Here is a 25152-nt window from a genome sequence, read left to right on the forward strand (position 1 = left end):
ACGTCTATTATAGGGCCGTCCGGCAAAAGAATCCATCTCTTTTTTTACGATTTTCTGCACTTTCTTACTCTTTGACAGCACCGGCCGCAATTCCTGCCAGGATGTATTTCTGGAAGAATAAATAAATCACGATCGTCGGCAGCATAATGATGATGATTCCTGCCGCCAGATTCTGCCAGGACCCCTGCTGCGCGTTGGCATAATTCATCAGGAACGTGGTCAGCGTCCGCAGCTTGTTTTTCGGCATATAGAGGTATGGAATGTACATGTCGTTGATGATGGTGATTGCCTTGATGATCACGACCGTAGCTGTGGCCGGAGCCAGCAGTGGGAAGATAATTCTCGTAAACAGGCCGAAATACGAACAGCCATCCAGCAGGGCGCTCTCATCTAAGGATACGGGAAGCGTGGAGATGAACTGGCGGTAAATGTAAAGCTGCATCAGGTCTGAAGCCACATAGATGACGATCGGCGCTCCCAGCGTGTTATACAGCCCCAGGCCGTTGATGATCTTGAAACGGGCGATCTCCGTGACGAAGCTTGGAATCAGCATCCCCAGGAAAAACAGGCTCATGATCAGATTTTTGAACCGGAATTGAAACCGTTCTAGAATAAACGCCGTAATCGTACCAAACAATACGTTGAAAAAAATACTGAAAACGAGTATGATTCCCGTATTTTTAAAGCCAATCAACAGGTATTTGTCCCCCAGAACCTTCCGGAAATTATCCGTGGTCACACGGCTGAACGGAGGCAGTAGCAAGGGAGACGTATTGACCATATCCGCCTTCGTCTTAAACGCGGCAAACAGGGTTAAAAGGATCGGCGCCAGCACGATGGATACCATGCAGAGGCAGATCACCTGTTTTACAATTTGCTGCAGTGTACGCTGTTTCATCCTTTCTTCCCTCCTTTTAAAACGACTCCGTGGATAATCTTATTCTGAACCACGTAAATGACGACGATCATGATCATGATAGCCACCGCCATGGTGGATGCCAGACCGAAGTTGCTGTATTTGAACGCCGTATCGATGGTATAGAGTGTGAAGGTCGAAGACGCATATCCCGGGCCGCCGCTGGTCATGACGTAAGGAATATCGAATACCTGAAGCGCGCCGCGGATATTGTCAAACAGGACGAAATCCACCATCAGCATAATGGCAGGTATCTGAATATATTTGAACATCTGCCATGCGCTCGCTCCGTCGACTCTGGCCGCCTCCTGAACATCCTGGGGAAGGGACTGGAGCGCCGCCATGAACAGGATCACGTGATAGCCGGAAAAACGCCATAAGGACACTCCCGCCAGGACAAAGTTCACGATCTTCGGATCGGAGAGCCAGTTTCTGATCAGCGGTTCTAAGTGAAACAGGGTGAGTATCTCATCGAAGGCTCCGTTGATCGGTGAAAAGAAGTAGGAAAATGCGTAGGAAATCGCCACGCCGTTGATGATATAAGGCATGAAGACCATGGTCTTATAGAATTTTGAGGCGCGGAGCTTTGAGGTCAGAAGGACGGCAAACATCAGCTCAACGGGGATAAAGAGCAGATGTCCAAAGAAATAGACCGCGTTGTTTCTAAGTGACTGCCAGAGATCCTTGTTTTTCAGCATATCAAAATAGTTGCCGATGCCGATATAATCGTATGTCTTCGAATAGCCGTCCCAGTTGGTGAAGCTCATTCGGATCAGATCGAAGGCCGGAACCACCACGAAGCCGATAAGCAGGGCCATGGGGATTACCAGGGAACTGATGATAAATATCTTTTTCTGTCTTTCCAGTGAATTCATAACTACCTCCCGGATTGTATTGATTTTACGGAATTTGGGGTATAAAAAGGATGGGGCGTCTGTACGAAAACCCCATCCCCTGTTACAGAGTCTTATTTAATTCCAAGTTTTGTTCTTGCTTCCGCCCATTTTGTATTTAAAGTATCGAGTTCTGTCTTTAAATCAAAACCTTCCGTAAACATCTGAGCTCCCAGCTTCTTGTAATCGAAAGCGATCTCATTCTGAATTGCCTGGAAATCATCTCCGCCGCCGTCGTACATAACCAGTTCCATGTCTGGCTGCAGCGCGTCTGCTTCTGCCAGGATCGGATCTTTTTCCTTCGGGAAATTCGTCATGGAGGAGGCGCTGGTTACGTAGCTTATGTATCCCGGATACCAGTCTTCACTGTAGAACCACTCCACAAATGCCTTTGCCAGCTCCGGATTCTTGCTGTGAGTCGTCACGCCCATGAAGGAGTCGCCCTGTACGATCACGCGGAACGGATCATCGGTGGTATTTCTGACCGGAAGATAGAAGGTTCCCAGCTCGGAGTAGTCGTCCGTACCGGTCTGAATGTTCTGTAAGCCCCAGTCTCCAAGAGCCAGGATCGCCGCTTTCTTCTGTGCGAAGAGCGCCGTCACCTGATCGTTGCCCATACCAAGAGGATCTTTTCCAAATACATTCATATGGAAGAGTTCATTAACCTTTGTGTAAGCCTTGTTGATATCCGAGCCCTCTGAAAACGGTGTGTCAGTCTTTGCCATATCGTTCCAGTTCTGGCCGTTGCCGCCCTCTAATGCAGGCATAAATTCCATATAAGGGTAATCCGGCCATTCATCCTTCGCTCCCAGGGCGATCGCCATGAAATCCGGGTTTTCTTTTCCGTAGTAATCCTGAAGTGTCTGAGCCGTCTGCTCGAATTCACTCCATGTCGTCGGCACCGTCACACCGGCTTCCTTAAACATGTCTTTCCAATAAAATACGTATTCGTAACCGGCTGTCATCGGAACGCCCAGGATCTTGCCGTCCATGGCATAGCCTGCCGCCAGCTCATTGTTCTTCGCCGCGTCCAGATCCGATAAATCAACCAGATAATCTTTGAATCTCGATAAGGTAAATGGCTTGTTGAACATTACGTCCGGAAGCTGGTTAGCAGAAGTACGCATCTTCATGGCGTTCCAGTACTCGGAATCGTCCTTGATCTTCTCTACTTCGATTTCCGCATCCGGATACTTCTCCTGGAACTTGCCGACCATGTCGTTCTGATCAATGTAGTCCATCAGGTTGTTGTCCCAGATAGCAAATACAAGGCTTCCCTTTAAATCTGCCTTGGCCGCCTCCGTCTCAGGAGCCGCCGTTGTATCCGCCTGTCCGCCTGCTGCCGTTGTCGTGTCGGCTGCCGGTGCCTTTTCTGTCTCTTTCGAGGACGCAGTGGAACAGCCTGTCGCTGATCCCACCACCATAGCCGCGCAAAGTCCTAATGCCGCAATCTGTTTCTTCATGTTTCTTACCTCCCTTAGTTGATGGTTCCAGTCTACCATTTTCTTCCACGCATCTCCATGAACTAAGGTTTGAAAACTTGATATATCGTTAGGTCTTTATTTTCGGTAAGCGCCCGGGCTGACCTGACAGATCTTTTTAAATACCCTTGTAAAATGTTCCACACTGTTGTACCCCACGCTCTGGCTGATCTCATAAATTTTCAAATCGGTCTGCTCCATCAGCTCCCTGGCCTTCCGGATCCGCACCTCCGTTAAGTAGTTGCTGAAGGTCATCCCCTCCTCCTTCGTAAATCTGGAACTGAAGTATTTCTCATTTAAGCCCACATACCCGGCCACGCTTCCCAGCGTCAGCTCCGGGTTGGCGTAGTTATCCATAATAAAACGCTTCGCCCGGCTCATCATATCCGCCTGACGGCGGTCGTTCTGATGGGCCGCGTAATCCATCACCCACCGGAAATAATTGTTGAGCCACAGCTCCAGACTCCCCATCTCCTCGAGGCGTCCGATCTTCTCGTAATAGTTCACCTTTTCCGCAAACAGCGCGCCGATATCGTCATGGCTCTCGTTCAGGATCCAGGCCAGATTACAGAAGAGATAGAGAAGCTCCTGCTTTGCCGAGGAAAGCCCGCTCCGGTAGAACGCCGCAATAAGCTTCTGCTTCTCCTCCGAAACCGCCATCTCATCCGCGGTCAACAGCCCCACCGTCAGACGTTTATACCGTACGAAGGCGTCCTTTGCCGCCAGATAATCCACGCTTCCCCTCTCCCACGGGCTGCACACCGCGGCCTTGCCCTTCAGCCAGTGAAGGGAGAGCCATCCGCCTGCTTCCTCAAACCTGGCGAGGAAATCTCCCGCCCCATTTCCCTTCGTACTGATGCCCGCGGAGACAGGAAGGTTTAAGAAATTATTCCAGACACTGCACAGCTGCCTGCATGTGGAGACCACATTGTCCTGGTACTGGGCGCCATCGGAGATCCGGTAGAGCATTACATAGCGGGAGGGTGAAATCGTCCCCAGCACACACCGGGAAGCGACACGCGGAATCTGAGCCGCAAACTCCAGCAGGGGCCTGATCAGTTCTCCCTCAAAGTCGCCGGCAAATCTCCCGGCATGCTTCTGAAATTCATCGATCTCAAACTGCACCACCAGGTACTCTCCATCAAAAAATAATTCATCCAGCTCGCATTTTCCCATGGCCATGGCGCTCAGGCGTTCGGAGTCGGATATCGTTTCCCTGCTTTCTTCCGCTCCGGGCTGTCTACCGGCCTCGTCTTCACTCTCCCATTCCCCGCTCAGTCCTTCCAACATATTTTTCAGCAGTTCCCCGTTTAAGTCGGCCTTGAGCAGATAATCGCAGGCGCCGAGACGGAAGGCATCCCGAACCAGCTTGAAGTCATCGTATCCGCTGAGCACCAGAACCTTCGGCATAACCTCAAAACGGCTGACCGCCTCCAAAAGTCCGATTCCGTCGAGAACCGGCATCTTCATATCGCTGATGATTAAATCCACGGTGTGATCCTTTAAATATGCCAGCGCCGCCTCACCATGGATAGCGTCCGCCACAATCTGAAAGCCCATCTCCTCCCAGTTAATGAGAGAACGAAGGGTGATTCGGATGATGGTGTCATCGTCTACTATTAGTACCTTCCTCATATATGCTCCTCCTTCGTCTCCGCCGGCATACGCAGCACCGTCTCCGTATACTTTCCGACCTCACTCCGGATCTTCAACGCGCATTCTTCTCCGTAATTTAAAACGAGGCGTGTGTTGACATTGGTCACTCCGATGCTCACATAATCTTCATTTCCCGCAGATTCGTTTGAAAGAAGCCGGCGGATCTCCTTCTCCGTCATTCCCTTTCCGTTGTCACGGACCGTTACGTACAGATATGTGTCCTCGAGACGGGCCTTCACCGTAATCAGCCCCAGCTCCTCTTCCAGTCCGGAGAAGCCGTGAACGATGGAATTCTCCACAATCGGCTGGAGAATCAGCCTCGGAACCATGCACGCACCGCAATTCTCCCCGATCTCGTATTCGATCTCGAAGCCGTCGGAGTACCGGATCTTCATGAGGTAGATAAAGCCGTCCAGCACCTCCAGTTCCTCGTTTAAGGTATAGAAACCGACATTGCTCCGGAACGAGCAGGACAGAATCTTAATTAACGCCTCCGCCATCCTGGCGATCGCCTCATATCTGGAGACCTGCGCGATAAAGCGGATAGAATTTAACGAATTTACCAGGAAATGAGGGTTGATCTGCGACTGCAGCGCCCGGATCTCCGCCTCGTGCTTCTTCTGCTGTTCCTCCTCATTCTCCTGAATCAGCTGCTTCAGCCGCCTCGTCATGCGGTTGAAGGAATGGATCATGACACGCAGCTCAGCCTGTCCTACAGGCACCACATGGACATCCAGCCTGCCCTCTTCCACCAGCCTCATTCCTTCCACCGTGTTGTGGATAGGGTCAATAATATTCTTTAAAAAGTAACTGGAAAATATATAGAACAGTCCAAACAGAACGACCGTTACCGCCACGATCGCCGCGGCGGTCCGGTTGAAATCCCGTGTCAGCAGTTCGGAATCGACCACGCTGACAGCGAGGAGTCCCGTTACCGGCTCCTCTGAAATGACGTAAACGTAATTTTTTCCGTCCAGTTTATGGTGCAGCTCCGTCTCTCCTCCAGAAACAATCTCCGGAATAAAGAAGCGCATGCCGTCGTCCACATCAAAGACCGGCGTTCCGTCGGGATTTAAGAGCATGGTAATTCCCAGAAGCTTCTCTTTGTTGTATTCCTTAATTAAGTTCCCTGTCTGAGAGGAGACGAACAGGGCGGTCATCTCCACCACATTATCGCGGTCCACATCGATCCCGGGGGAAAGGCCAGCCACAATGGTCAGCGTATGGGCCTTTCTGGAGGTGGCCACGTTTCTGTCGTAGAAGCCGACCTTTACCATGTTCTTATCGTTCAAGGCCTGCTGATACCAGTCCGACGCTTTGATCTCCTCATCCGGAAGAATGATATCGTCCTTCATATAGGTAGATCCCCCATCCTTCATATAAAAGATGGCGGACAGAATATCCTGCACCGGAACCATGGCAAAATTAAAAGATTCCGACAGCATAAGCGTCGCGCTGTACCGCTTCGTAAAGTCCTGCGTATCGGTCATCGCCGCTATTTTCATGATTTCGTTGTCATTGACATAGACAAAATGGGACAGCCGCAGGGAGACGTCCTTCACCTCGCCGCCCAGTGTGGCAATGATATTGTCCTGGGCGCGCTTAATGCTGCGGGTCGCGGAATCGACCATCATCGTGCGGATGATGGCGCTGGAAATGATGATGATAAGCAGAATGGGGATGACAATGAGGGCCAGAAACGTGTGATAATAAGAAGCCTTTAAATTCTTCTTTTTATTCAGCCACATCATGTCCCGCCCTCCGGTTCTGCCATTTTTTGTAAATAGTATTTCATATTATACAATACGGAAATCATAAAATCAATAAAATGGTTCGTATTTATACGCCTTCTTCCGTATCATGTTATACTCGATTACCTCCGTGTCAACGTAGGTATGAGAATAGACAAACGGCGTATCCGTCTTATCATAATTAATGCCCTTCAGAAGAAGAAATGGGTGACACTCCTCCCCGCTTAAACCGGCCGGCCCGTTGATCTCCGGAAACTGCCGGTTGGTCACAGTCTGGATTCTCATGGTATCCCACATCGCCTTCCTTCCCTTGTACCGGTAAAGATAATCGAATATGGACAGCTCCGGGTTAAAGAAGCTCTGCATCTGCTCCCTGGTAAGCTGCTCCTTCGGGAAATGATCGATACAGTACATGGAAAACCTGTCCTCCGCGAAAAATGTCTTCTTTACGGCAACCATGGTCTCCCCCAAAGACACGCCAAGTGATGAGACGGCTTCTTCCCCGGCCGCCTCCGTGATGACGCCTTCCACCCGTACATCGGGCGTCCTTCCGCCCTTGCGTATGATGTTCTCATACAGCTCGGGAACGGCCAGGTTAAAGGCGATCCTTCTTGCCATGGGATTGACATACGTTCCGCTCCCATGCCTGGAAAATATACGCCCTTCCATCTCCAGCTCCTTAAGTGCCGACCGGATGGTGACCCGGCTCACCCCGAACATGGTGCTTAACTTTTCTTCAGAAGGAAGCCTGTTTCCCTTTTCCAGATCCATAGACTGGATGTACTCCATTAACTTCTTTTTTACCTGCTGCTTTAAACTGCTCTCCTGCCCCACTGTGCGCCTCCACTCTTCTCCTGCCGCCGTTCGTGGTATAGTATACCATAAACTGAAAATTCAGGAAAGACTTCCTAACATGTTTCACCATTTACGCCTCTATTTTTATGCATTCCGAAAAGTGGTAATACCATTTTTTCCTAAGTGGTAATACCACTTTTCTCTTTCTACAGTTTTTGCCTCCTTCCCCTTCTATTTTTTGTTATATTGTACAGAAAATAATGTTATTCTCTTTGTTTTATTGACTTTTTTGTGCATTCGTTCTATCCTGAAAGTAAATCAACAGAAATTTCGCGAATTTTCTGATTTTTTACACGTTACTTCACTCTTTTACAGTATCAGAAAGGATAAAATCATGAATCAACTAAACGAAGCTTTAGATTCCTTTTTTCATTTAAAAGAACGTGGAACCACGGTCCGGACGGAACTGGTGGCCGGAGCGACCTCCTTCATGACACTCGCTTTCTTAATTGCAGTCCATCCCTCCATCATGGCCAGCTGCGGAATGGACAAAGGGGCCATGGCCACGGTTACCATCGTCAGCGCCATGATATTCACCCTGATCTGCGGCTTATACTGCAACATCCCCTTCGTCCTCGCCACAGCTATGGGCAGTAACGCGCTGATCGCCTATTCCATCGTCGGTGCCGGCATTACCACCTGGCAGGTCGCGCTGGGAATGAATTTTATCTCCGGTGTCATTTTCGTCATCATCAGCGTATGCAACATCCGTGAAATGGTGGTAAAGGTCATACCGAAGGGACTTAAGATCACCATGGGCGCGGCGGTCGGTATGTTTATCACGGCCACCGGCATGTCCAACGTCAAGCTGATCCGCCTCAATGATTCCGGCTTTTTAAAGCTGGGAGATTTACACAGCCCGGAAATCATTCTGGCTGGAATCACCCTGCTGCTTATCCTGGCCTTCACCTCCAGAAAGATGAAATCCGGTCTCCTGCTGGCCATGGTCATCGGAACCGTAATCGGCATCCCCATGGGGCTTACCACCGTTCCCAACCATTTGATCAGTATGCCGCCTTCCATGGCTCCGGTTGCATTTAAGCTGGATATCCCGGGAGCGTTAAAACTCGTCTATGTGCCGTTTATTCTCGCCTTTTTCATGGGAGATTTTTTCTCTACCGTAGGCAATCTGTTCGGTATTGGCTCCAAAGCCAACTTACTGGATGAGGAGGGCAACTTCCCGGATATCAAGAAGCCCTTTATCGTTGACGCCGTAGGCACCTGTGTCGGCACCGTCATGGGAACCAACACGGTCACCATATACGCCCAGTCCGCCGCCGGAGTAGAAGCCGGAGGCAGAACCGGACTCACCGCCGTGGGCTGCGCCATCTGTCTGGGACTGGCCCTGTTCTTTACCCCGGTCGCCCTGATGGTTCCCAACAGCGTATCCTCGGCCGCTCTGATCACCATCGGCTTAGGCATGCTCACCTGTATGGAGAAGCTGGACTACTCTGATTTCACAGAGTACATGCCGGCCTTCGCCTCCGTGATGGGAACCGCCTATACCTACAATATTGCCACGGGACTGACCCTGGGCATCATCACCTGTGTCATCACCAAACTCGCTGCCGGTAAGGCAAAGGAACTGCATCCTGCCATCTATATCATTGCGGTCCCCCTGCTCTACTATCTGGTAGCGCTCGCATAAGGAGGCGTTCCATGGGAGTCACTCTGTTTAAAAACTGCAAATTTCTCTTTGGCGGAGCCAATCCGGAGTCTGTCTCCACCGGACTTTCCGTCGCTGTAGAGGACGACAGGATTCTGTTTCTGGGAACTGAAAAAGAGTATTACGAACAGCATCCGGAGAAAAGCTTGTTCACCGTCATCGACTGTACGGATAAGCTTGTCATGCCGGGGCTGGTGGATGGCCACAATCATCTGTGCAACACGCTCATGAATATTTCCAGGGCGTTTCCCTTCGATTACAGCCACATCTCGGATCACATGCTCACCACCATACACGATCCCTATGGGTGGCTGACGCAGGAAAGCCTGTACGACATCACCATGACTTCGGCCATCAACGCATTAAAACACGGAACTACGACCGTGGAGAACAGCACCATCCTGCCGGACACCGCCTATGAGGCCATGGATACCAGCGGCATACGCGGCATTCTGGCTCCTCAGATGGCATCCTCCTTCCGTCTGGATTCAGATCCCCTGAACTGGAAGCAGGCGCTGGAAAAGACGAAGTCCTGCATTGAACATTACCACAATCCAAAACGCCGCATGTCGGTGGCCGTACATATTCATGACCTGTGGGACTGTATGGAAAAGCTGATGGACGGCGCGCTGGAGCTGGCGGAGCAGTATGATACCCGGTTCGTCACCCATTTCTGGGAATTCCAGAACGCCGTGGAACGGGCTGACGAGATGTGGAGGGACGACGGCGGCGCCTTCTCCCACTACATGAAAAGGGGACTGATTACCTCCCGCAGCGTGCTCTTCCACGGCTCCATGCTCCGGGAACCGGAGATCGAGGCCATCGCCGGGACCGGTGCTTCCATCATACATAATCCCGATATCAACGGCACCAACTGCGGAAACTGCGCCTACGTTCCCTACATGCTGAAAAATGGGATCAATGTCGGACTCGGAAGCGATTACGGCTCCCTGGACGCCATGTCGGCCATGAAGCTGATGCTCATCGTGCACAACATCATGCCGCGGGCTGAACGGGTTCTCCCCTATCAGGCTCCATTTTACGCAGCCACCATGGGAAGTGCCCGCGCATACGGCCTCGATCAGGAAATCGGTTCCATCGAGCCGGGCAAGAAGGCGGATATCATTACCATTGATTTAAAGAAAGCGCCTCATCTGCTGCCCCTGTGCACCAGCCTTCTGGAGGCCAGTCCGGAACTTCTCTACTTCCTCTTCACCCGGAACTGCGCCGGAACGACCACCAGCGAGACCATGGTGGACGGGAAGCTCCTTCGCCGGGATGGGGAATTTCTAAACCTGGATGAGGAAAAATTCGTCAAGAAGACATTTGACTGGACGGAACGGTGCATGACAGATCTAATGGAAAAGCACCGATTCGGAGAACATTACGCCCGAATCATCCATCCGGATTTTATGAAGGATGGGGATATCACCTGGGACGTGCTGAATTAAATTCTGACTTATCCACAAAAATATGGCCGCAGCATCAGCGGATTCCTATCGCTGATACTGCGGCCACTATTATTCTTCTTTCACAAAAGTTTCCACCCTCGTCTCCAGCCGCACCTTCTCCCCCTTGCGGATCTTATAGGCAACCGCAGGGATAGACGCGTTGGCGTAAAGCACATTCGTATTGGGATCGGCTCCGATCACGACGCCGGCCGCCTCCGGGCCTTCGCCGGATACGGTACAGCCCTGTTTCCTCCAGGCTGCGGCGGCCGTCTTTCCTTCTGCCGACTCTCCGTACCCTTCTGTAAATTTCTCCACGGCAAAACCGCAGTCATAGGCCGTACAGTCATAGTCACTCTCCACCTCATGGATTCGCATGTGGCCATACTCCGTCGGCACCACGACCGAAGTCACCCGGATTCCCGGGAACGGCTGCCAGTCGCTGACTACCCGGTCCGCAAAGATATGGTACGATTCACTTACCTTCCTGACAAACACGTAATCATCGCCGTCAATCACAAAGGCCAGCGCAGAATCCGGCGCATTCTCATGGAGCACGATCTGGCTGCGCGCCACGGAAAAACCGAATTTCGTGGAATACGCGAACTTGGAGTATTTCTCCGGCACATGGCCGTGTCCGTATTTCTCGCAGACTCCGGCCGGGTAGGCGATTACATCTCTTCCGCGCCGGTGTACAATCATATTGGCCTGGAGCAACATTTTCACCTCTGGCAGAGCCGGAAGCGGTGCGGCCTCCGTGCTCCAGAACGGGTGGTCATCCGGAAGCGCCAGACACAGAAGCGTCTTCATTCCCCAGTACGGCGACCCCGGCGCATTGTAGCGCTCTGCCATGATTAAATTCGGATACGCGTAACCGATGGTCAGCACGCCGTCACGGTCAAATATCTTCTGTTCGCACCACCAGTTCAAATGGCGGGCGAGAATTCCCTTTACTACGGCCACTGGAATGTCATCGAGGCCGGCAAACACATAGGCCGCCCAGAAAGCCGCCTCGCCAAACCGGTAGGATAAGCTCCTTCCATAGGGAAGCGCCGCCCCATCCGCATCGAACCAGCAGATGAAATCACCGGCGAAGATTCTGGCCCGTTCCCGGAAGCAGGCGCACCGTTCCGGATCCTCATCCGCCATGGCCACGGAATACAAAAGCCCGTAGTAATGCATGGCAAATGAGATATAGTAATCCTTCTGCCCCGACGCACCGTCCCGGTACCAGCCGTCCTCCAGATAGTAGCTTTCGATCTTATCCAGACCGGACTTCAGATTATCTGCATCGTAGCGGCAGCCGTTTTTCATAAGAGCCACATTGACCAGTATCATAAAAAACTGCCAGTTGCAGTCCGGTATGATGTGCTCGTTGATCGCGTAAAGCCAGTCCGCCAGATGCTTCTGCCCTTCCGCCCCGAGGGGCTCCCAGACCTTCTCCGGCGTAAAGATCATCCCGCTTGCAATGGCCGCCATCTCCACAAACCTCTGGTCATAACCGCCGCCCCAGTATTCGGGATGCGCCGGGTCTGTTCCGTTCCTAATCCCCTTCTGATAGATTTCCTCAAAGGCTCCGTTTACTCCGCCGCCCTTCCAGAAGGGAACCAGGGCCCACAGCGGCCGGGAAAATGCCTCCATCTCGATGCTGACCTCCGGATAGGTCACTCCGCTGTCTCCCAGATGCAGACGGGCGCCGCCCTCGCTGTATAATGGTTTTAAAGGATTCAGGACGGAGAACATCCAATCCCTGAAATCCTGTTTCGTCTCTAATCTCATGTTCATTTTGCCTCCTCTACCAGTATGGGTTCCAGTCTTTCGAGAGTCTCGTCAGCGCTTCCATATAGAAGTAATCGCCCCAGATGTTGCACTCGTCAACACCCTCCGGCGTACACGTGTTATACGGAGATTTCTTGGAGTAGGTGCTGTGAAGAACCAGGCCGTTCGATTCCGCCCCGCTCTTTACCGCGTAATTTTCCACCACGGACTTCATGATTTTCTTTGCTATGGAGGTGTAATATTTTGCATCCTCATCGTTTAAATATTTCGCCATTTCCAGCATTCCGCAGGCGGCGATGGAGGCAGAGGAGGAATCCCGCGGCTCCCCGGAACCGTCTCCGAATTCCAGATCCCAGTACGGTACGAGATCTTCCGGCAGATGGTCCAGGAAATATCCTGTCACATGCTTAAAATCGCTGATATACTCTTCCCGCTTCGTATACCGGTAAGCCATCGCCGTGCCGTAGACGCCCCACGCCTGGCCTCTGGCCCATGCGGAGCCATCCCGGTATCCCTGGCAGGTCGCCCCGTGATCCGGCTCTCCCGTCTCCATATTCATGAAAAAGGTGTGCCACGTGGAGTAATCCTCCCGAATGACATTGGCGATCGCCGTATGGATATGCTTCTCCGCAATATCCCGGTATTTAGCGTCCCCGGTCTCCTCCGACGCCCAATAGAGCAGGGGCAGATTCAGCAGACAGTCGATGATGAACCGGTAGTTCTCCGGCTGATCCATCGGCCCCCACGCCTGGATAAATTCCCCGATCGGATGGTATCTGGTGATCAGCTGGTCCGCCGCCATGACAGCCGCCCGTTTTCCCTGCCCGTTTCCGGTCAGCTTGTATCCGGCGACACAGGAAGGGCTGTAGAGAAAGCCCATGTCGTGATGGTCCACGTCCGCCTTCGTCTCGATTCTCTTATAAAAGCTGTCGATCTGAATCGCTCCTGCTTCCTTAAACATCTCATCCCGGCTCCATTCATAGGCCAGCCATATCTGCCCGGTCCAGAAGCCCGTCGTCCAGTTGACATTGGGTGTCGGCCGGTAGAAGCCCTCCTCACTGTACGCCTTCTTAAAAGAATGCGTAAATTCCTTTAAATTCTCCTTCACCTGTCCGGCAGCAAAATCCATAGCCTGACGGCACGCTTCCCCGGACAGCTCATTCTTTTCATTCAGACGTCTGATCGTATCCGCATTCATGTTTTAAAACCTCCTCGTAGTAGTTCTGCATCAGATAAAACGCCGGTTTCTTCCGGCTCCTGTCCTCTGTGATCAGTCCCTTGATGTTATATCCCTTCTGGTACTTTCCCAGCCGCTTCGGCGTGCGGAAATCAAACAAAATCCAGGGCGTTGTCCCCTGAATATACGGAATCCTCCGAAACACGGCAATCTGGTTTTCGTAGATCTCCTCCTGTTCCTTCACAGATCCTCTGACAGGGCTTTTGACCTCCCTCTCCTCTGCCTCAAATGCCCCATCCGCGCCGAATTCGCTGATGATAACCGGCTTTTCCGGCGCCGACTGTTCCAGTATGGTGCTCAGTTTGGTGTAGTCCGGATCGTACCAGCCGTAATATTCATTGAGGCCGATCACATCCAGATGCGCCTCCAGCCGGTCCGCAATCCTCAGATTCACGGTATCCACCAGACAGGCCGCAGAGATCAGCCTGGACGGATCGGAATGCCTGGCATACTCTGCTAAGTCCGCCATGAAGCGGTACCGCTCATCCGTATCCGGATTCTCATTTCCAACGGACCAGATGATGACGCTGGCCCTGTTTGCATCCCGTTTCATCATCTCACTCAGCTGGTTTTTCGCCTGTCCAAAGGTATCCGGATTCCCAAAATCGATCCACCAGTACACGGGGATCTCTTCCCACAGAAGGAGGCCCTCCTCGTCGGCCAGCCGCGCCGCCCATTCCGTATGGGGATAATGGGCCAGCCGGACGAAATTGCAGTTCATCTCCCTGGCCAGGCGAAAGGCTTCCCGTATCTCTTCTTTCGTTACCGCCTTTCCATGGTCCCTGGAGTCCTCATGGAGACAGACACCGCGCAGGAACAGAGGCCTGCCGTTCAAGCGTATGGAACGGCCCGCCGTCTCGATGGTACGGAAACCGACACGGTCCGAGATCCGGTCGGATGCCCGGTTCTCCCCATCATATAAAGTCAGCCGGACGTTGTAGAGCCGGGGATTTTCGGGGCTCCACAGCTCCAGCTCCGGAACCTTGAGTTTCAGCCGGCCCGTTCCGTCAGGGCCGAAATCCATGATTTCACAGACTCCGATCTCCGGTATCTCAAAAAATGCATTGTAATCCGGCGATATACTGCCGGCTGCCACCGCTTCCACTGTAATTTCCCGCTCTCTTCTTCCACTCAGTCTCACCTTCATATCCTGAATAAAGACCTCCGGAAGACGCAGGAGAGTTACGCTCCTGTAGATTCCTCCATACGGAAACCAGTCCGTGTTGAGCGAAGGCACATCCGCCTGATGCCTGGTCCCATCCGCCACAACGATCAGCCGGTTATCCGCTCCCTCCTTCAGACTCTCTGTCGCCTCCACGCAGAAAGGCGTGGAACCGCCTCTGTGAACGCCGAGAAAACAGCCGTTTAGGAACACCCTCGCCTCACCGGCCACCGCTCCGAACCGGATAAATACCCGCTCATTTCCCCGGCTTCCATAAGAAAACCGGCGGCTGTAAACCGCCGGTCCCTCATAGTAGAAATACTCCGGTTTTGCGAGATTAAAGACCCCGGGAACCGGCACGGTCTCCCAGTCGTCGAAAGCATAGTCAAGGGGTACCGCGCGCCCTTCTGCATTCGTCTCCTCCTCCAGAAACCATTTGGCCCGGAGGCAGTTATCATATAGGTCCACGGAGAAATTCCAGAGCCCATCCAGACTCTCTTCCTCTCTCCCTCCCTGCATAATCAGGCTTTCCGCCCCGATTAAGGGAGTGGAATAAGCGTTTTTATATGCCTCGTTGTGAATATTGTCCACGAAATTTTTAATCTCTTCCATCGAAACCAGTCCTTTCCCGATCAGCCCTTTACGCCAGTCGCCGCGATGCCTTCCACGAAGTACTGCTGCAGTGCCAGAAACACGATCAGAACCGGAATTAAAGACAGTACGGAGGCCGCCATGATCAGGCCGTATTCAGAGCTGTACTGGCTTAAGAACATTTTCAATCCCAGCTGGAGGGTCTTTTTGGCTTCCGTTTTTAAGTAGATGAGCGGTCCTAAGAAGTCATTCCAGGTGTTGACGAAGGTGAAGATCGTCAATGTGGAGAGCGCGGGCTTGGAGAGCGGGAGCATGATCTTCGCCCAGATCTGATACTCGTTCATACCATCGATTCTGGCCGCCTCACAGAGTTCATCCGGAATTCCCTGGTAGAACTGTCTCATCATAAACACGCCGAAGGCAGAGAATGCCTGAAGGCAGATGATCGCCAGATGCGTATCGTTGAGTCCGAAGCTTCTCATCATCATGAACTGCGGAACCATGTATACCTGCCATGGAACGGCGATGGTTGCGATATAAGCCAGGAACAGCCCGTTCTTATGCTTGAAATTCAGTTTTGCAAATGCATACGCTGCGAAGCTGCTGGTGAGCAGCTGTAAACATGTAACGATTAAAGTGATTTTGACCGTATTTACGACGAATTTCATAAGAGGAATCTTCGTCCAGATATCTATGTAGTTTTTCCATCTCGGAGTCTCCGGTATCCACTGAATCGGGAAGATAAATACATCCTTATCCAATTTCAATGAAGCTGACACCATCCATGCAAATGGTACCAGCATAAGGAATGCAAAGACGATCAGGACTGCATAGAGGATAACCCGGCTGATCTTATAATTTGTGCTTTGTACTTTCATTTTTCTTCCTGCCCTCCTTAATTCGCATACTTCTTCTCACCACGGAACTGGATCAGCGTGATGACAAGAACCATCAGGAACAATACCATGGCGACCGCGCTGGCATATCCCAGATTCCAGTTACGGAACGCTTCCTCGTAAATGTGGTAGACGAGAACCATGGCTGAGGAGCTGACAACGCCGTTGGAACCGCCGGCCAGCATGTATACGATATCGTAAACCTTGAAACAGTTAATCGTCAAAATAATCGTGACAAAGAACGTCGTCGGCTGCAGCTGCGGCCATGTGATGTAGCGGAAACGCTGAAGGGAATTAGCCCCGTCTAAGCTGGCCGCCTCGTAGAGCTCGGCGTTGATTCCCTGTAAACCAGCTAAATAGATGATCATATAATAGCCCATGTTCTTCCATACGGAAAACAGTACGATGGTGAACATGACCCAGTGGGGGTCGGCCGCCCATTTCGGCAGGCTCTTCGCAGATACGCCCAACTGATATAAAATCATGTTGATGGGACCGCTCTTCTGTGGACTGAAAAGCATGTTCCATACGGCAGCCACGGCCACCAGCGACGCTACATAGGGGAAGAAGCTGACCGTACGGAAGAAATTCCGTCCCTTGACCTTCTGATTTAACAGGACCGCCAGCCCCAGCGCACAGGCCAGGGTAAACGGCACCGTCGCCAGACAGTAGACGATCGTATTGATAAAGGACGACCGGAATCTGGCGTTTCCTGCCATCTGTATAAAATTCTTTAGTCCTGCGAATTCCATGGGGCTGTTGCCATCCCATTTCATAAATGCCAGCACAAACGCAAAGATGATCGGTCCCAGGGTAAATACCGCGAATCCGATGAAGTTGGGAGCAATAAAGGAATATGCCACCATGTCTCTCTTTTCCTGTCTGGTAAAACGCTCTCCCGTGCGCACCTTCTTAATCTTCTCTTCTGTCGTCTCAATCTGGGAGATCAGTTTGTTTCTCTTATGTGACTGTTCTGTATTTTTAAGCTCGCGCTCCAGAGCCTCACGCCTTGTGAGCAGCGCAGCAATTTTTTCATTTTTCTGTGCTTCTGTTATTGTCTTAGCCACCGGCTTTTCCTCCTTTTTACCATTTACCATTCCACAATTCGTTTCAAATTCAGAGGGGATTCTTTAAATGAGGCGGGCTTTTATTCTGCCCGCCTCTTGATGCTGCCTGATTATCGTCTGCGCTTTTTATTCAGCCAGGATAGCGCTTACCTGCTCATCCATCTGTGCGATTCCGTCATCGACAGACATGCTTCCTGTCATGATGGCATCATGTGCTTCGTTCAGAGCGGTCTCAATCTCAGAGCTCTTCGGATGTACCGGCATTTCCAGATACAGATTTGCAGTATTTAACGCATCTACACTGGTTTCGTCGTCCTTCGGGAAGCCTTCCGTTGCGGATACCAGGTTCGCCACTTCGTCTGTCATAACAGCCGGGATTGTTCCTGTTGCTGCGAGAACCTCTGCGCCTTCTGCTCCGCTTACGAAGTTTACGAACTCCCAGGCCAGATCTTTATGAGGTGCGTTGGTCGGGATTGCGAGGGAGGTGATGGTTGCCAGTGTGGAACCAGCCTCTACGCCGTCAGCATGAGGATACTTTGCAATTCCCCAGTTTGTGCAGTCTGTGTACTCGCCTGTTTTGATCTTCTCGATCAGTGTGGAGATGAACCAGGTTCCCATGTTCATCATCGCTACGTTGCCCTGGGCAAATGCGCCGGAGTAATGAAGGCCGCTGGTCTTTAAGGTTGCATAATCCTGGCATACGCCGTCTTCCTGCTCTGCAAGAACCATGTCGTAGTATGGCTTTAAGAACTCATACTTTCCGTCCAGAATCGTATTCTTTCCATCCAGGATACCGAACAGCTGAACTGCGGATCTCCATGTGTGGTAGTGAGCGCCGTATACTTCCTGGCCTGGGGTGTCGACAGTTACGGATCTGGCCAGCTTATCATACTCATCGAATGTCATGTCGTTGGTCGGATAGGCAACTCCTGCTTTGTCAAATACATCCTTGTTGTAGAACAGCACCCAGAAGTCATTTCTGAATGGAAGCTCGTATAACTTGCCGTCTACCGTAATCTGATCGGTAAGTCCCTTGTACTGAGCCAGATCCACGCCGGAATCTGATATGTAGCTGTCGAGAGGCTCCAGCACGCCCTTGTTCACCAGAGTCATGTAGCCTGGAACGTCCTTTACGGTTACTACGTCGAAGTCGGAACCATTGCCTGTAAGCTCTGTAGCAAGTACAGTCTGGTAATCGGTGGATCCCAAATCTACCATTTCAATGGTGACATCCGGGTGAGCCTTCTCGAACTCATCGATGAGCGGCTGATAATAGGTCGTGGAGCTGATATCCCAGACAGACCACTTAAGAGTTGTCTTATCTCCAGAGGCCGCTGCCGTCGTGTCCGCCGGTGCCTCTGCCTTCGTTGTCGTCTCCGTGGTTGTTCCTTCCGGTGCAGCCGTTGTTTCCTTGCTGCTGCTTCCGCAGCCTGCCAGTGTGGTAACTACCATCGCTCCTGCAAGCGCGAGACTTAATGCTCTTTTTTTCATTGTATTCCCTCCTGATTTGAATTTGGTAAATCTCATCTGTTTGTGATTTACTATGCCTAAATTATAACCGGACCGCCAGCTGAAAAGAATGGATTTTATCTCATAAAATATTCATTATTTATTCACAATTATTTCATAAACCCCTTGGCAATGTAATTTTTTACGATTAATAATACAATTTCTCTATTGTATACATATTGCATTGTTTTTCGTAAAGTACCATTCTATTTTTTATTCAATTCGCCTTATGGGCGAATTGGTGCGAGCGCCCGCCATGTCCGCATGGCATGGTGCCTTTGGGCGCTCTGCACATCCGCCGGAGGCTTCAACAGCCGTTATTCGGGTGTTGACAATTTACAATAAATAGTCTAATTTTGTATATAGAAATCTGTAGAGAGAGGAATCCATCCTTATGATAAAGAAATTTCTTCCCAGTTCCATCCGCGGAAAAATCATGGCCGTAACGGCGGCGATCACGGTTCTGATTGCAGTCATCACCATGGCGGTCTGCTACTCCGTATTCCAGTCTTTTCTTATGAAAAACCAGATTCAGTCCACAGAATTCAACCTTTCCGTCGTCAGCAGCAACATGGCGGAGGATATGAAGGAGATCGTTACCTTCACCAAATGGTGCTGTTCCAACAGCGAGGTCGGCCACTATCTGGAACGGCTGAAGGACCAGCCGAAGCTCCCAACGGCTTCCAGGGACACCGAGGCCCTGCGCCCGCTGGCTCTGACCGCTTACAAGCGGCTGAATGAGGAATACATAACCTCCGGGACCGCTGGCGGCAAGAAGTATATGGCCCGTGTCATCATCTCCACTCCCAATACCGGGAATTTCCTGCAGTCCATGACCAGCGCCAACTACTCCAGCTCCTTCGACGCCGCGCGGGTCAGCAAAAGCAGCTTCTTCGCTCCTCTGTTTGAAAGCCCCGATTTTCGCTGGATCGGGGTGGTGGACGATCCGATCTCCAATGCCAATCACGAGAAGATCATCCCCATCGTGCGCCCCGTGTATGACGAATACAGCCTGGAGATCATCGGCTGGACCTATGTGGAGGTCTCTTCCCGCCTGTTCACGGACTACCTGGCTTCCTATCCTCAGGCCAGCGACAGCCAGCTGTTTTTAACCATCGGGGACAAGACCTACGGTTCCTCCAGCAGCACCTGGTCCGATCCCGCCATGCCCTATACCGATTTTAAGCCTGTGACCGGCACTGCAACACTGGATCCCGGCACGCAGGTATTTTCCGTGGTCTCCCCCAATGGGGAAAAACGGATGCTGGTCCGGCGTCCTGTCGAGGTGGAGGGAGCCGACGGCTGGTATCTCTCCCAGGTTTTATCCCAGCAGCAGTTTAACCAGCAGCGCATGGTCTACCTGCTGCTGATTGTCGGAATCAGCGCAGCCATCATCTCCCTCGGCTGTCTGCTGACCATTCTCTTGAACAAGATCATCAGCCAGCCCATCAAACGGCTCAGTTTAAAGATTGACGCCATCGCAGACGGAGATTTCTCCAGGGACAGTGAGATCGAATGGAACCACGAGCTGGGCTCCATCGGCCGCGGCATCAACAATATGTCGGAAAATATCGTAACCCTGATGGACAAGCGGGTGGCGGACGAAAAGCAGAAAAAAGATCTGGAATACCAGATTCTGCAAAGCCAGATCAATCCGCATTTCCTCTACAATACGCTGAATTCCATCAAATGGATGGCCACGATTCAGAACGCCACCGGCATCGCCGACATGACGACGGCTCTCGCCAGGCTGTTAAAAAGCGTCTCCAAGGGTACCTCATCCATGGTCACCCTGCGGGAAGAGCTGGATCTCGTCAAGGATTACTTCCTTATTCAGCAGTACCGGTACGGCGGAAGCATCACCATGGACTACCACATCGAATCGGAGGAGCTTTACGGCTGCGAGATCCACCGTTTCACCCTGCAGCCAATCATCGAGAATGCGCTGTTCCACGGGATCGAGCCGAAGGGAACCGCCGGTGCCATCACGGTATCCGCAGAATCCGGCACGGTGAACGGAAAGAAAGTGCTGAAGATCAGCGTAACCGACAACGGAATCGGCATGACCCGGGAGACCATCGATTCCGTGCTTCACGAGGAAGACAACCCCGGCAAAAACAAGACCGATTTCTTCCGCCACGTGGGAATCAGCAACGTAAACCGGAGAATCCAGTACGATTTCGGACCGGAATACGGAATCACCATTGTCAGCGAACCGGGCGTCTACACGACCATGACGATCGTACGCCCTTATATCAACCAATCTGAAAGGAAGAAAGATGAGGATCTGCTATGATAAAATTACTGATTGTAGATGATGAGCCGCTGGTTCAAATCGGAATCAAGTCCATGATAAACTGGGAGGAATACGGAATCGAGGTCTGCGGCACCGCCATGAACGGCGCCAATGCGCTGGATTTAATTGAGGAATATTCTCCGGAGATCGTCATCACCGACATCCGCATGCCCATCATGAACGGGCTGGAGCTTGCAAAGACCTGCCGTGAAAAATACGGAAGAATTCCTCTCTTCATCTTTCTGACCAGCTACGAGGAATTTCAGCTGATCAAGGAGGCCATGACCTACGAGGCCGTCGATTACTTAATCAAGCTGGAGCTGAGCGCTGACTCCCTGGCAGAGGCCGTGAAGAAGGCGAAAAACCGTCTGGAAAACCTTCAGGCCGTCGTAAAGGCCAAAGACCCCGGCCGCCCCCTGCTCCAGAGCTACTATGATAAATTCATCCTGCGCCTGCTGCACAATCTCTTCGACACGGAAGAACAGTTCCATCTCCAGGCGAAGGATTTGAAGCTGACCTTCACGGACGCCAGCTACTGCGCCGCCCTGTTTGAGATACGCGAGGAATCCCACGGCTCCATGGACCATGCCAAGCTGATGAATCTCTGCAGCAGCACCTATTCCATGGCCCGGGATATTTTGAACAAGCACGTTCCCTGCTATGCCATCTCTCTCGACATGAAGCACTTTGCAGTGATTTTTCACGTTCAGAAGCCGGAGAACCTAAGCGGCGCCCAGCTTCAGAGCGCAGTCAAAAATGCGGTGGAAATGGTTCACAACTACTTTAACGTCACCGTGCTGGCCGGGATCGGCAGTCCGGTGGAACAGCCCTTAAAGATCTGCGAATCCTACCAGGACGCCAGACAGGCCTTCGGCCGGACCAAAAGCACAGCCCCGATCATCCAGTTTTCCCAGGATGACACCCAGTCCGTCAAGAACGCGTTCAACATCGCCGTATTTAAAAATGACATCACCAAGGCTTTCGACGAATTCGACACCGACGTCCTCTACCGGACGCTTTCCGAGATCATCGAGCTGTTCAGGGCGCATCCCCTCCGCTTCCTCCAGGCGGTGGACGGGGCCTGCAATATCCTCTACTTAGCGCTCTCCCTTCTCCCCGACGGAGAGGAAAACATGATGGAGATCTTTTCCTCCTACAGCGACGGCTACCGTTCCATCTACCGTTTTACCAGTGTGGATCAGATCATCGAATGGATGATCATCCTGCGGGACGGCTTATGCGAGGTGCTAAAATCCAAGAGAAAGACGTATAAGGCCCACGTCATCACCAATGTGCAGAAGTACATAGGCAGCCACGTGACCGAGCGCCTCTCCTTAAATGAGGTAGCCGGCGTCTTCGGTCTCAGCCCCAACTATTTGAGCATTTTATTTAAGAAAAACTGTCAGGTCGGCTTCTCCGAGTATATCTCCCAGGCCAAGATCGCAAAGGCCAAAAGCATGCTCTTAGAGCAGGACATGAAGATCTACGAGGTAGCGGACAGGCTGGGCTTTGAAAGCGCCTTTTATTTCAGCAAGGTATTTAAAAAAGTGGAGGGAATCTCTCCCCGCGAATATATACAGCAGAACACCATCGGTCCCGATGGAGAACAAGGAGACACATTATGATTACAGAAGCAGCAAAAACTCTCACTGATTCACTCAGGCTTTTCACGCCCTGCCCGCCGGCGGCCGACAGGGAATGCTGGGAGACGCTCCCGGAAGACTTAAAAGCACGCCTGATAAAAAATGGAGAAGCCTATCTCCACTACGAATATCCCGCCTTAACCGCCGTGGATTTCATGGAATTTACACGCAGCGGAAACAGAAGCCGCTACCAGGACAGGCTCTTCGCCAGACGTACCGCTTTAGACAGCCTGGTTCTCGCGGAATGTGCAGAACACCACGGCCGTTTCCTCGACGACATTATCAACGGACTTTACCTGATCTGTGAGGAAAATGCATGGCAGCTTCCGGCTCACAACTCCTATATCCGTGATACGCCCCAGTTTCCCCTTCCTGACGTCACAAGGCCCGTCATCGACTTATTCGCCGCCGAGACCGCTTCCGTCCTTGCCGTGGCGGAATACCTGCTGCGCAGTGAATTAAAAGAGGTAAGCCCTTTCCTCTCCGTCATGATCGACCACGAACTGGAGACACGGATCTTCACGCCCTATCTGAGCGAACATTTCTGGTGGATGGGGGATGGAAAGAGCCATATGAACAACTGGACGGTCTGGTGCACCCAGAACGTGCTTCTCTCCGCCTTTACCCGGCCTCTTCCGAAAGAGACACAGACCGCGATTCTTACCAAAGCTGCCGGAAGCATCGACTATTTCCTGGCTGAGTACGGCGAAGACGGCTGCTGCGACGAGGGCGCCCAGTATTACCGCCACGCAGGGCTCTGCCTCTTCGGCTGCCTTGAAATCCTGAACGGAATCACGGATCATGCCTTCTCCTTCGCCTGGGAGCAGGAAAAGATCAGAAATATCGCCTCCTACATCTTAAATGTGCACGTGGATACGATCTATTACGTCAATTTCGCAGACTGCTCCCCCGTGGCCGGCCGCTGCAATGCCAGGGAATACCTGTTTGGCAAGCGCACCGGAAACCAGGCTCTTATGGAGTTCGCAGCCTCCGATTACCAGAACAGCGAAGACCCGCTCACTCTGGACGAGCACAATCTGTTTTACCGGCTTCAGACCGTATTTTCCCATGAGGAGATGATGCAGCATGACAGGAATCCCGTGATCGTCCACCGGGACCTCTATTATGAAAGCGTCGGCCTCTTCATGGCCCGCGACAGCCGCCTCTATCTCGCCGTGAAGGGCGGAGACAACGACGACAGCCATAACCACAACGACGTCGGCAGCTTCACCATTTACAAGGACGGAAAGCCGCTCTTCATCGACGCCGGCGTGGAAACGTACACGAAGAAGACCTTCTCTCCCGACCGTTACGATATCAGGACCATGCAGTCCCGGTATCACAACCTGCCCACCTTCGTGGACCACGGCAGAGAGACGGTCCAGCAGGCCGGCGAACAGTACCGCGCCGCGGACGTACGGTATGAACTGGGAGAGACAGCCTGCCGGATCTCCATGGATCTCCGGCAGGCGTATCCCGACGACCGGATCCGTTCCTACTCACGGGAGGCCATCCTGGAAAAGGAAAAATCCATCACCATCAGGGACCACTACGAGGGTGACGGCGGTACGGCCATCCTGTCGCTCATGTTCTGCGAGAAGCCTGTCATTGATCAGAATACCATCCGAATCGGTGATCTGGCCGCCTGTACAGTGGAAGGCGCTTCCTCCATCACCGTGGAAGAGATTCCAGTCACTGACGAGCGCCTGAAAACGGCCTGGAAGCACAATCTGTACCGCTGCCTCATCACCATGGAGGCCCACGATCTGACTCTGACGATTGTTTAAAGCATTGCACCGATAACGCAGTCAAAGCACTGCACTGCATAAGGAGGCTAACTCTTGAACCTTACACGAAAGGCCATCGGCGGCCGCATTCTGGCCGCCGCAAAAAAAGATACAATTCTGACGGTTTCCCTGGTCTGTGCCGTCTTTTCCATGTTTCTCGTCCCGCCCTCTGCCGCCTACATCGGATACGTGGACTTCCGGGTCCTGGCCCTTTTATTCTGTCTGATGGTGGTGGTGGCCGGATTTCAGGAATGCGGTCTCTTCGTCCTGATGGCGAGGAAGCTGCTTTCCGGCGAGAATAATTTCCGGCAGCTCTCCTGGATGCTGGTTATGCTGCCCTTCTTCTGTTCCATGCTGATCACCAATGACGTGGCTCTCCTGACCTTCGTCCCCTTTACGATCCTCATTCTGGATATGATCGGCGAAAAGAAGCATATGGCCTGGATCGTGGTGCTCCAGACTGTGGCGGCAAACTTGGGGAGCATGGCCACCCCGGTGGGAAACCCGCAGAACCTCTTC

General features: G+C 52.1%; 18 protein-coding genes. 6 read left to right on the forward strand and 12 right to left on the reverse strand.

Annotated elements, in window-relative coordinates; all coding sequences use genetic code 11:
• Positions 1–64: 64 nt before the first annotated feature.
• The 6 genes from ACLTD4_RS17850 to ACLTD4_RS17875 form a co-directional block, all read right to left on the reverse strand.
• Positions 65–898 (reverse strand): carbohydrate ABC transporter permease, encoded by an 834-nt coding sequence (locus ACLTD4_RS17850; protein WP_117622765.1) that lies wholly within the window; start codon positions 896–898, stop codon positions 65–67.
• The gene (locus ACLTD4_RS17855) at positions 895–1791 is read right to left on the reverse strand and encodes a carbohydrate ABC transporter permease (RefSeq protein WP_002600030.1); all 897 of its coding nucleotides are present in this window, start codon (positions 1789–1791) and stop codon (positions 895–897) included. Before ACLTD4_RS17855 ends, ACLTD4_RS17850 begins: the two co-directional genes overlap by 4 nt.
• A 92-nt stretch (positions 1792–1883) precedes the next feature.
• Positions 1884–3272: an ABC transporter substrate-binding protein gene (locus tag ACLTD4_RS17860; protein WP_117622766.1), complete on the reverse strand. Its 1389-nt coding sequence runs from the start codon at positions 3270–3272 to the stop codon at positions 1884–1886.
• A gap of 96 nt (positions 3273–3368) precedes the next feature.
• A complete protein-coding gene (locus ACLTD4_RS17865) occupies positions 3369–4925 on the reverse strand; it encodes a response regulator transcription factor (RefSeq protein ID WP_412331452.1) in 1557 nt (518 codons plus the stop codon).
• Positions 4922–6697, reverse strand: coding sequence for a sensor histidine kinase (locus ACLTD4_RS17870; RefSeq protein WP_117622768.1), 1776 nt, complete (start codon positions 6695–6697; stop codon positions 4922–4924). The genes ACLTD4_RS17865 and ACLTD4_RS17870 overlap by 4 nt, the downstream gene beginning before the upstream one ends.
• Before the next feature lie 69 nt (positions 6698–6766).
• Positions 6767–7531: a GntR family transcriptional regulator gene (locus ACLTD4_RS17875; RefSeq protein WP_117622769.1), complete on the reverse strand. Its 765-nt coding sequence runs from the start codon at positions 7529–7531 to the stop codon at positions 6767–6769.
• A 355-nt stretch (positions 7532–7886) separates the two neighbouring features.
• Between ACLTD4_RS17875 and ACLTD4_RS17880 the strand changes: the two genes are divergently transcribed.
• Together ACLTD4_RS17880 and ACLTD4_RS17885 are read left to right on the forward strand one after the other, a co-directional pair.
• Positions 7887–9200, forward strand: a complete 1314-nt coding sequence (locus ACLTD4_RS17880; RefSeq protein WP_117622770.1) for an NCS2 family permease — start codon at positions 7887–7889, stop codon at positions 9198–9200.
• Between the two features lie 11 nt (positions 9201–9211).
• The gene (locus tag ACLTD4_RS17885; protein WP_117622771.1) at positions 9212–10669 is read left to right on the forward strand and encodes an amidohydrolase family protein; all 1458 of its coding nucleotides are present in this window, start codon (positions 9212–9214) and stop codon (positions 10667–10669) included.
• Positions 10670–10738: 69 nt separating this feature from the next.
• Here the strand turns inward: ACLTD4_RS17885 and ACLTD4_RS17890 are convergent, their stop codons facing one another.
• From ACLTD4_RS17890 to ACLTD4_RS17915, 6 genes are all read right to left on the reverse strand, one after another.
• Complete coding sequence (locus tag ACLTD4_RS17890) at positions 10739–12451, reverse strand: DUF2264 domain-containing protein (protein WP_412331453.1); 1713 nt, start codon at positions 12449–12451, stop codon at positions 10739–10741.
• A 10-nt stretch (positions 12452–12461) separates the two neighbouring features.
• The gene (locus ACLTD4_RS17895; protein ID WP_055655854.1) at positions 12462–13643 is read right to left on the reverse strand and encodes a glycoside hydrolase family 88 protein; all 1182 of its coding nucleotides are present in this window, start codon (positions 13641–13643) and stop codon (positions 12462–12464) included.
• Positions 13612–15456 carry a glycoside hydrolase family 2 protein gene (locus ACLTD4_RS17900; RefSeq protein WP_117622773.1) on the reverse strand — a complete coding sequence of 615 codons (1845 nt, stop codon included), beginning with the start codon at positions 15454–15456 and terminating at the stop codon, positions 13612–13614. Before ACLTD4_RS17900 ends, ACLTD4_RS17895 begins: the two co-directional genes overlap by 32 nt.
• 20 nt (positions 15457–15476) lie before the next feature.
• The gene (locus ACLTD4_RS17905) at positions 15477–16313 is read right to left on the reverse strand and encodes a carbohydrate ABC transporter permease (protein ID WP_117622774.1); all 837 of its coding nucleotides are present in this window, start codon (positions 16311–16313) and stop codon (positions 15477–15479) included.
• 17 nt (positions 16314–16330) lie between these two features.
• Positions 16331–17398: a carbohydrate ABC transporter permease gene (locus ACLTD4_RS17910; protein WP_181988656.1), complete on the reverse strand. Its 1068-nt coding sequence runs from the start codon at positions 17396–17398 to the stop codon at positions 16331–16333.
• Positions 17399–17524: 126 nt separating this feature from the next.
• The gene (locus ACLTD4_RS17915) at positions 17525–18889 is read right to left on the reverse strand and encodes an ABC transporter substrate-binding protein (protein WP_002600042.1); all 1365 of its coding nucleotides are present in this window, start codon (positions 18887–18889) and stop codon (positions 17525–17527) included.
• A 412-nt stretch (positions 18890–19301) separates the two neighbouring features.
• Between ACLTD4_RS17915 and ACLTD4_RS17920 the strand changes: the two genes are divergently transcribed.
• The 4 genes from ACLTD4_RS17920 to ACLTD4_RS17935 form a co-directional block, all read left to right on the forward strand.
• Positions 19302–21203, forward strand: coding sequence for a histidine kinase (locus ACLTD4_RS17920; RefSeq protein WP_117622775.1), 1902 nt, complete (start codon positions 19302–19304; stop codon positions 21201–21203).
• On the forward strand, positions 21200–22828 hold the full coding sequence (locus ACLTD4_RS17925; protein ID WP_117622776.1) for a response regulator: 1629 nt from the start codon (positions 21200–21202) through the stop codon (positions 22826–22828). Before ACLTD4_RS17920 ends, ACLTD4_RS17925 begins: the two co-directional genes overlap by 4 nt.
• The gene (locus tag ACLTD4_RS17930) at positions 22825–24633 is read left to right on the forward strand and encodes a heparinase II/III family protein (RefSeq protein ID WP_412331454.1); all 1809 of its coding nucleotides are present in this window, start codon (positions 22825–22827) and stop codon (positions 24631–24633) included. The genes ACLTD4_RS17925 and ACLTD4_RS17930 overlap by 4 nt, the downstream gene beginning before the upstream one ends.
• Before the next feature lie 54 nt (positions 24634–24687).
• The coding region (locus ACLTD4_RS17935) for an SLC13 family permease (RefSeq protein WP_412331455.1) at positions 24688–25152 on the forward strand (465 nt) is incomplete at its 3' end.

The organism is Hungatella sp. (assembly GCF_046966825.1).

Coding starts and splice junctions, on each gene's coding strand:
- ACLTD4_RS17850 (WP_117622765.1), bottom strand. CDS start 898: ATGAAACAGCGTACACTGCAGCAAATTGTAAAACAGGTGATCTGCCTC.
- ACLTD4_RS17855 (WP_002600030.1), bottom strand. CDS start 1,791: ATGAATTCACTGGAAAGACAGAAAAAGATATTTATCATCAGTTCCCTG.
- ACLTD4_RS17860 (WP_117622766.1), bottom strand. CDS start 3,272: ATGAAGAAACAGATTGCGGCATTAGGACTTTGCGCGGCTATGGTGGTG.
- ACLTD4_RS17865 (WP_412331452.1), bottom strand. CDS start 4,925: ATGAGGAAGGTACTAATAGTAGACGATGACACCATCATCCGAATCACC.
- ACLTD4_RS17870 (WP_117622768.1), bottom strand. CDS start 6,697: ATGATGTGGCTGAATAAAAAGAAGAATTTAAAGGCTTCTTATTATCAC.
- ACLTD4_RS17880 (WP_117622770.1), top strand. CDS start 7,887: ATGAATCAACTAAACGAAGCTTTAGATTCCTTTTTTCATTTAAAAGAA.
- ACLTD4_RS17885 (WP_117622771.1), top strand. CDS start 9,212: ATGGGAGTCACTCTGTTTAAAAACTGCAAATTTCTCTTTGGCGGAGCC.
- ACLTD4_RS17890 (WP_412331453.1), bottom strand. CDS start 12,451: ATGAACATGAGATTAGAGACGAAACAGGATTTCAGGGATTGGATGTTC.
- ACLTD4_RS17895 (WP_055655854.1), bottom strand. CDS start 13,643: ATGAATGCGGATACGATCAGACGTCTGAATGAAAAGAATGAGCTGTCC.
- ACLTD4_RS17900 (WP_117622773.1), bottom strand. CDS start 15,456: ATGGAAGAGATTAAAAATTTCGTGGACAATATTCACAACGAGGCATAT.
- ACLTD4_RS17905 (WP_117622774.1), bottom strand. CDS start 16,313: ATGAAAGTACAAAGCACAAATTATAAGATCAGCCGGGTTATCCTCTAT.
- ACLTD4_RS17915 (WP_002600042.1), bottom strand. CDS start 18,889: ATGAAAAAAAGAGCATTAAGTCTCGCGCTTGCAGGAGCGATGGTAGTT.
- ACLTD4_RS17920 (WP_117622775.1), top strand. CDS start 19,302: ATGATAAAGAAATTTCTTCCCAGTTCCATCCGCGGAAAAATCATGGCC.
- ACLTD4_RS17925 (WP_117622776.1), top strand. CDS start 21,200: ATGATAAAATTACTGATTGTAGATGATGAGCCGCTGGTTCAAATCGGA.
- ACLTD4_RS17930 (WP_412331454.1), top strand. CDS start 22,825: ATGATTACAGAAGCAGCAAAAACTCTCACTGATTCACTCAGGCTTTTC.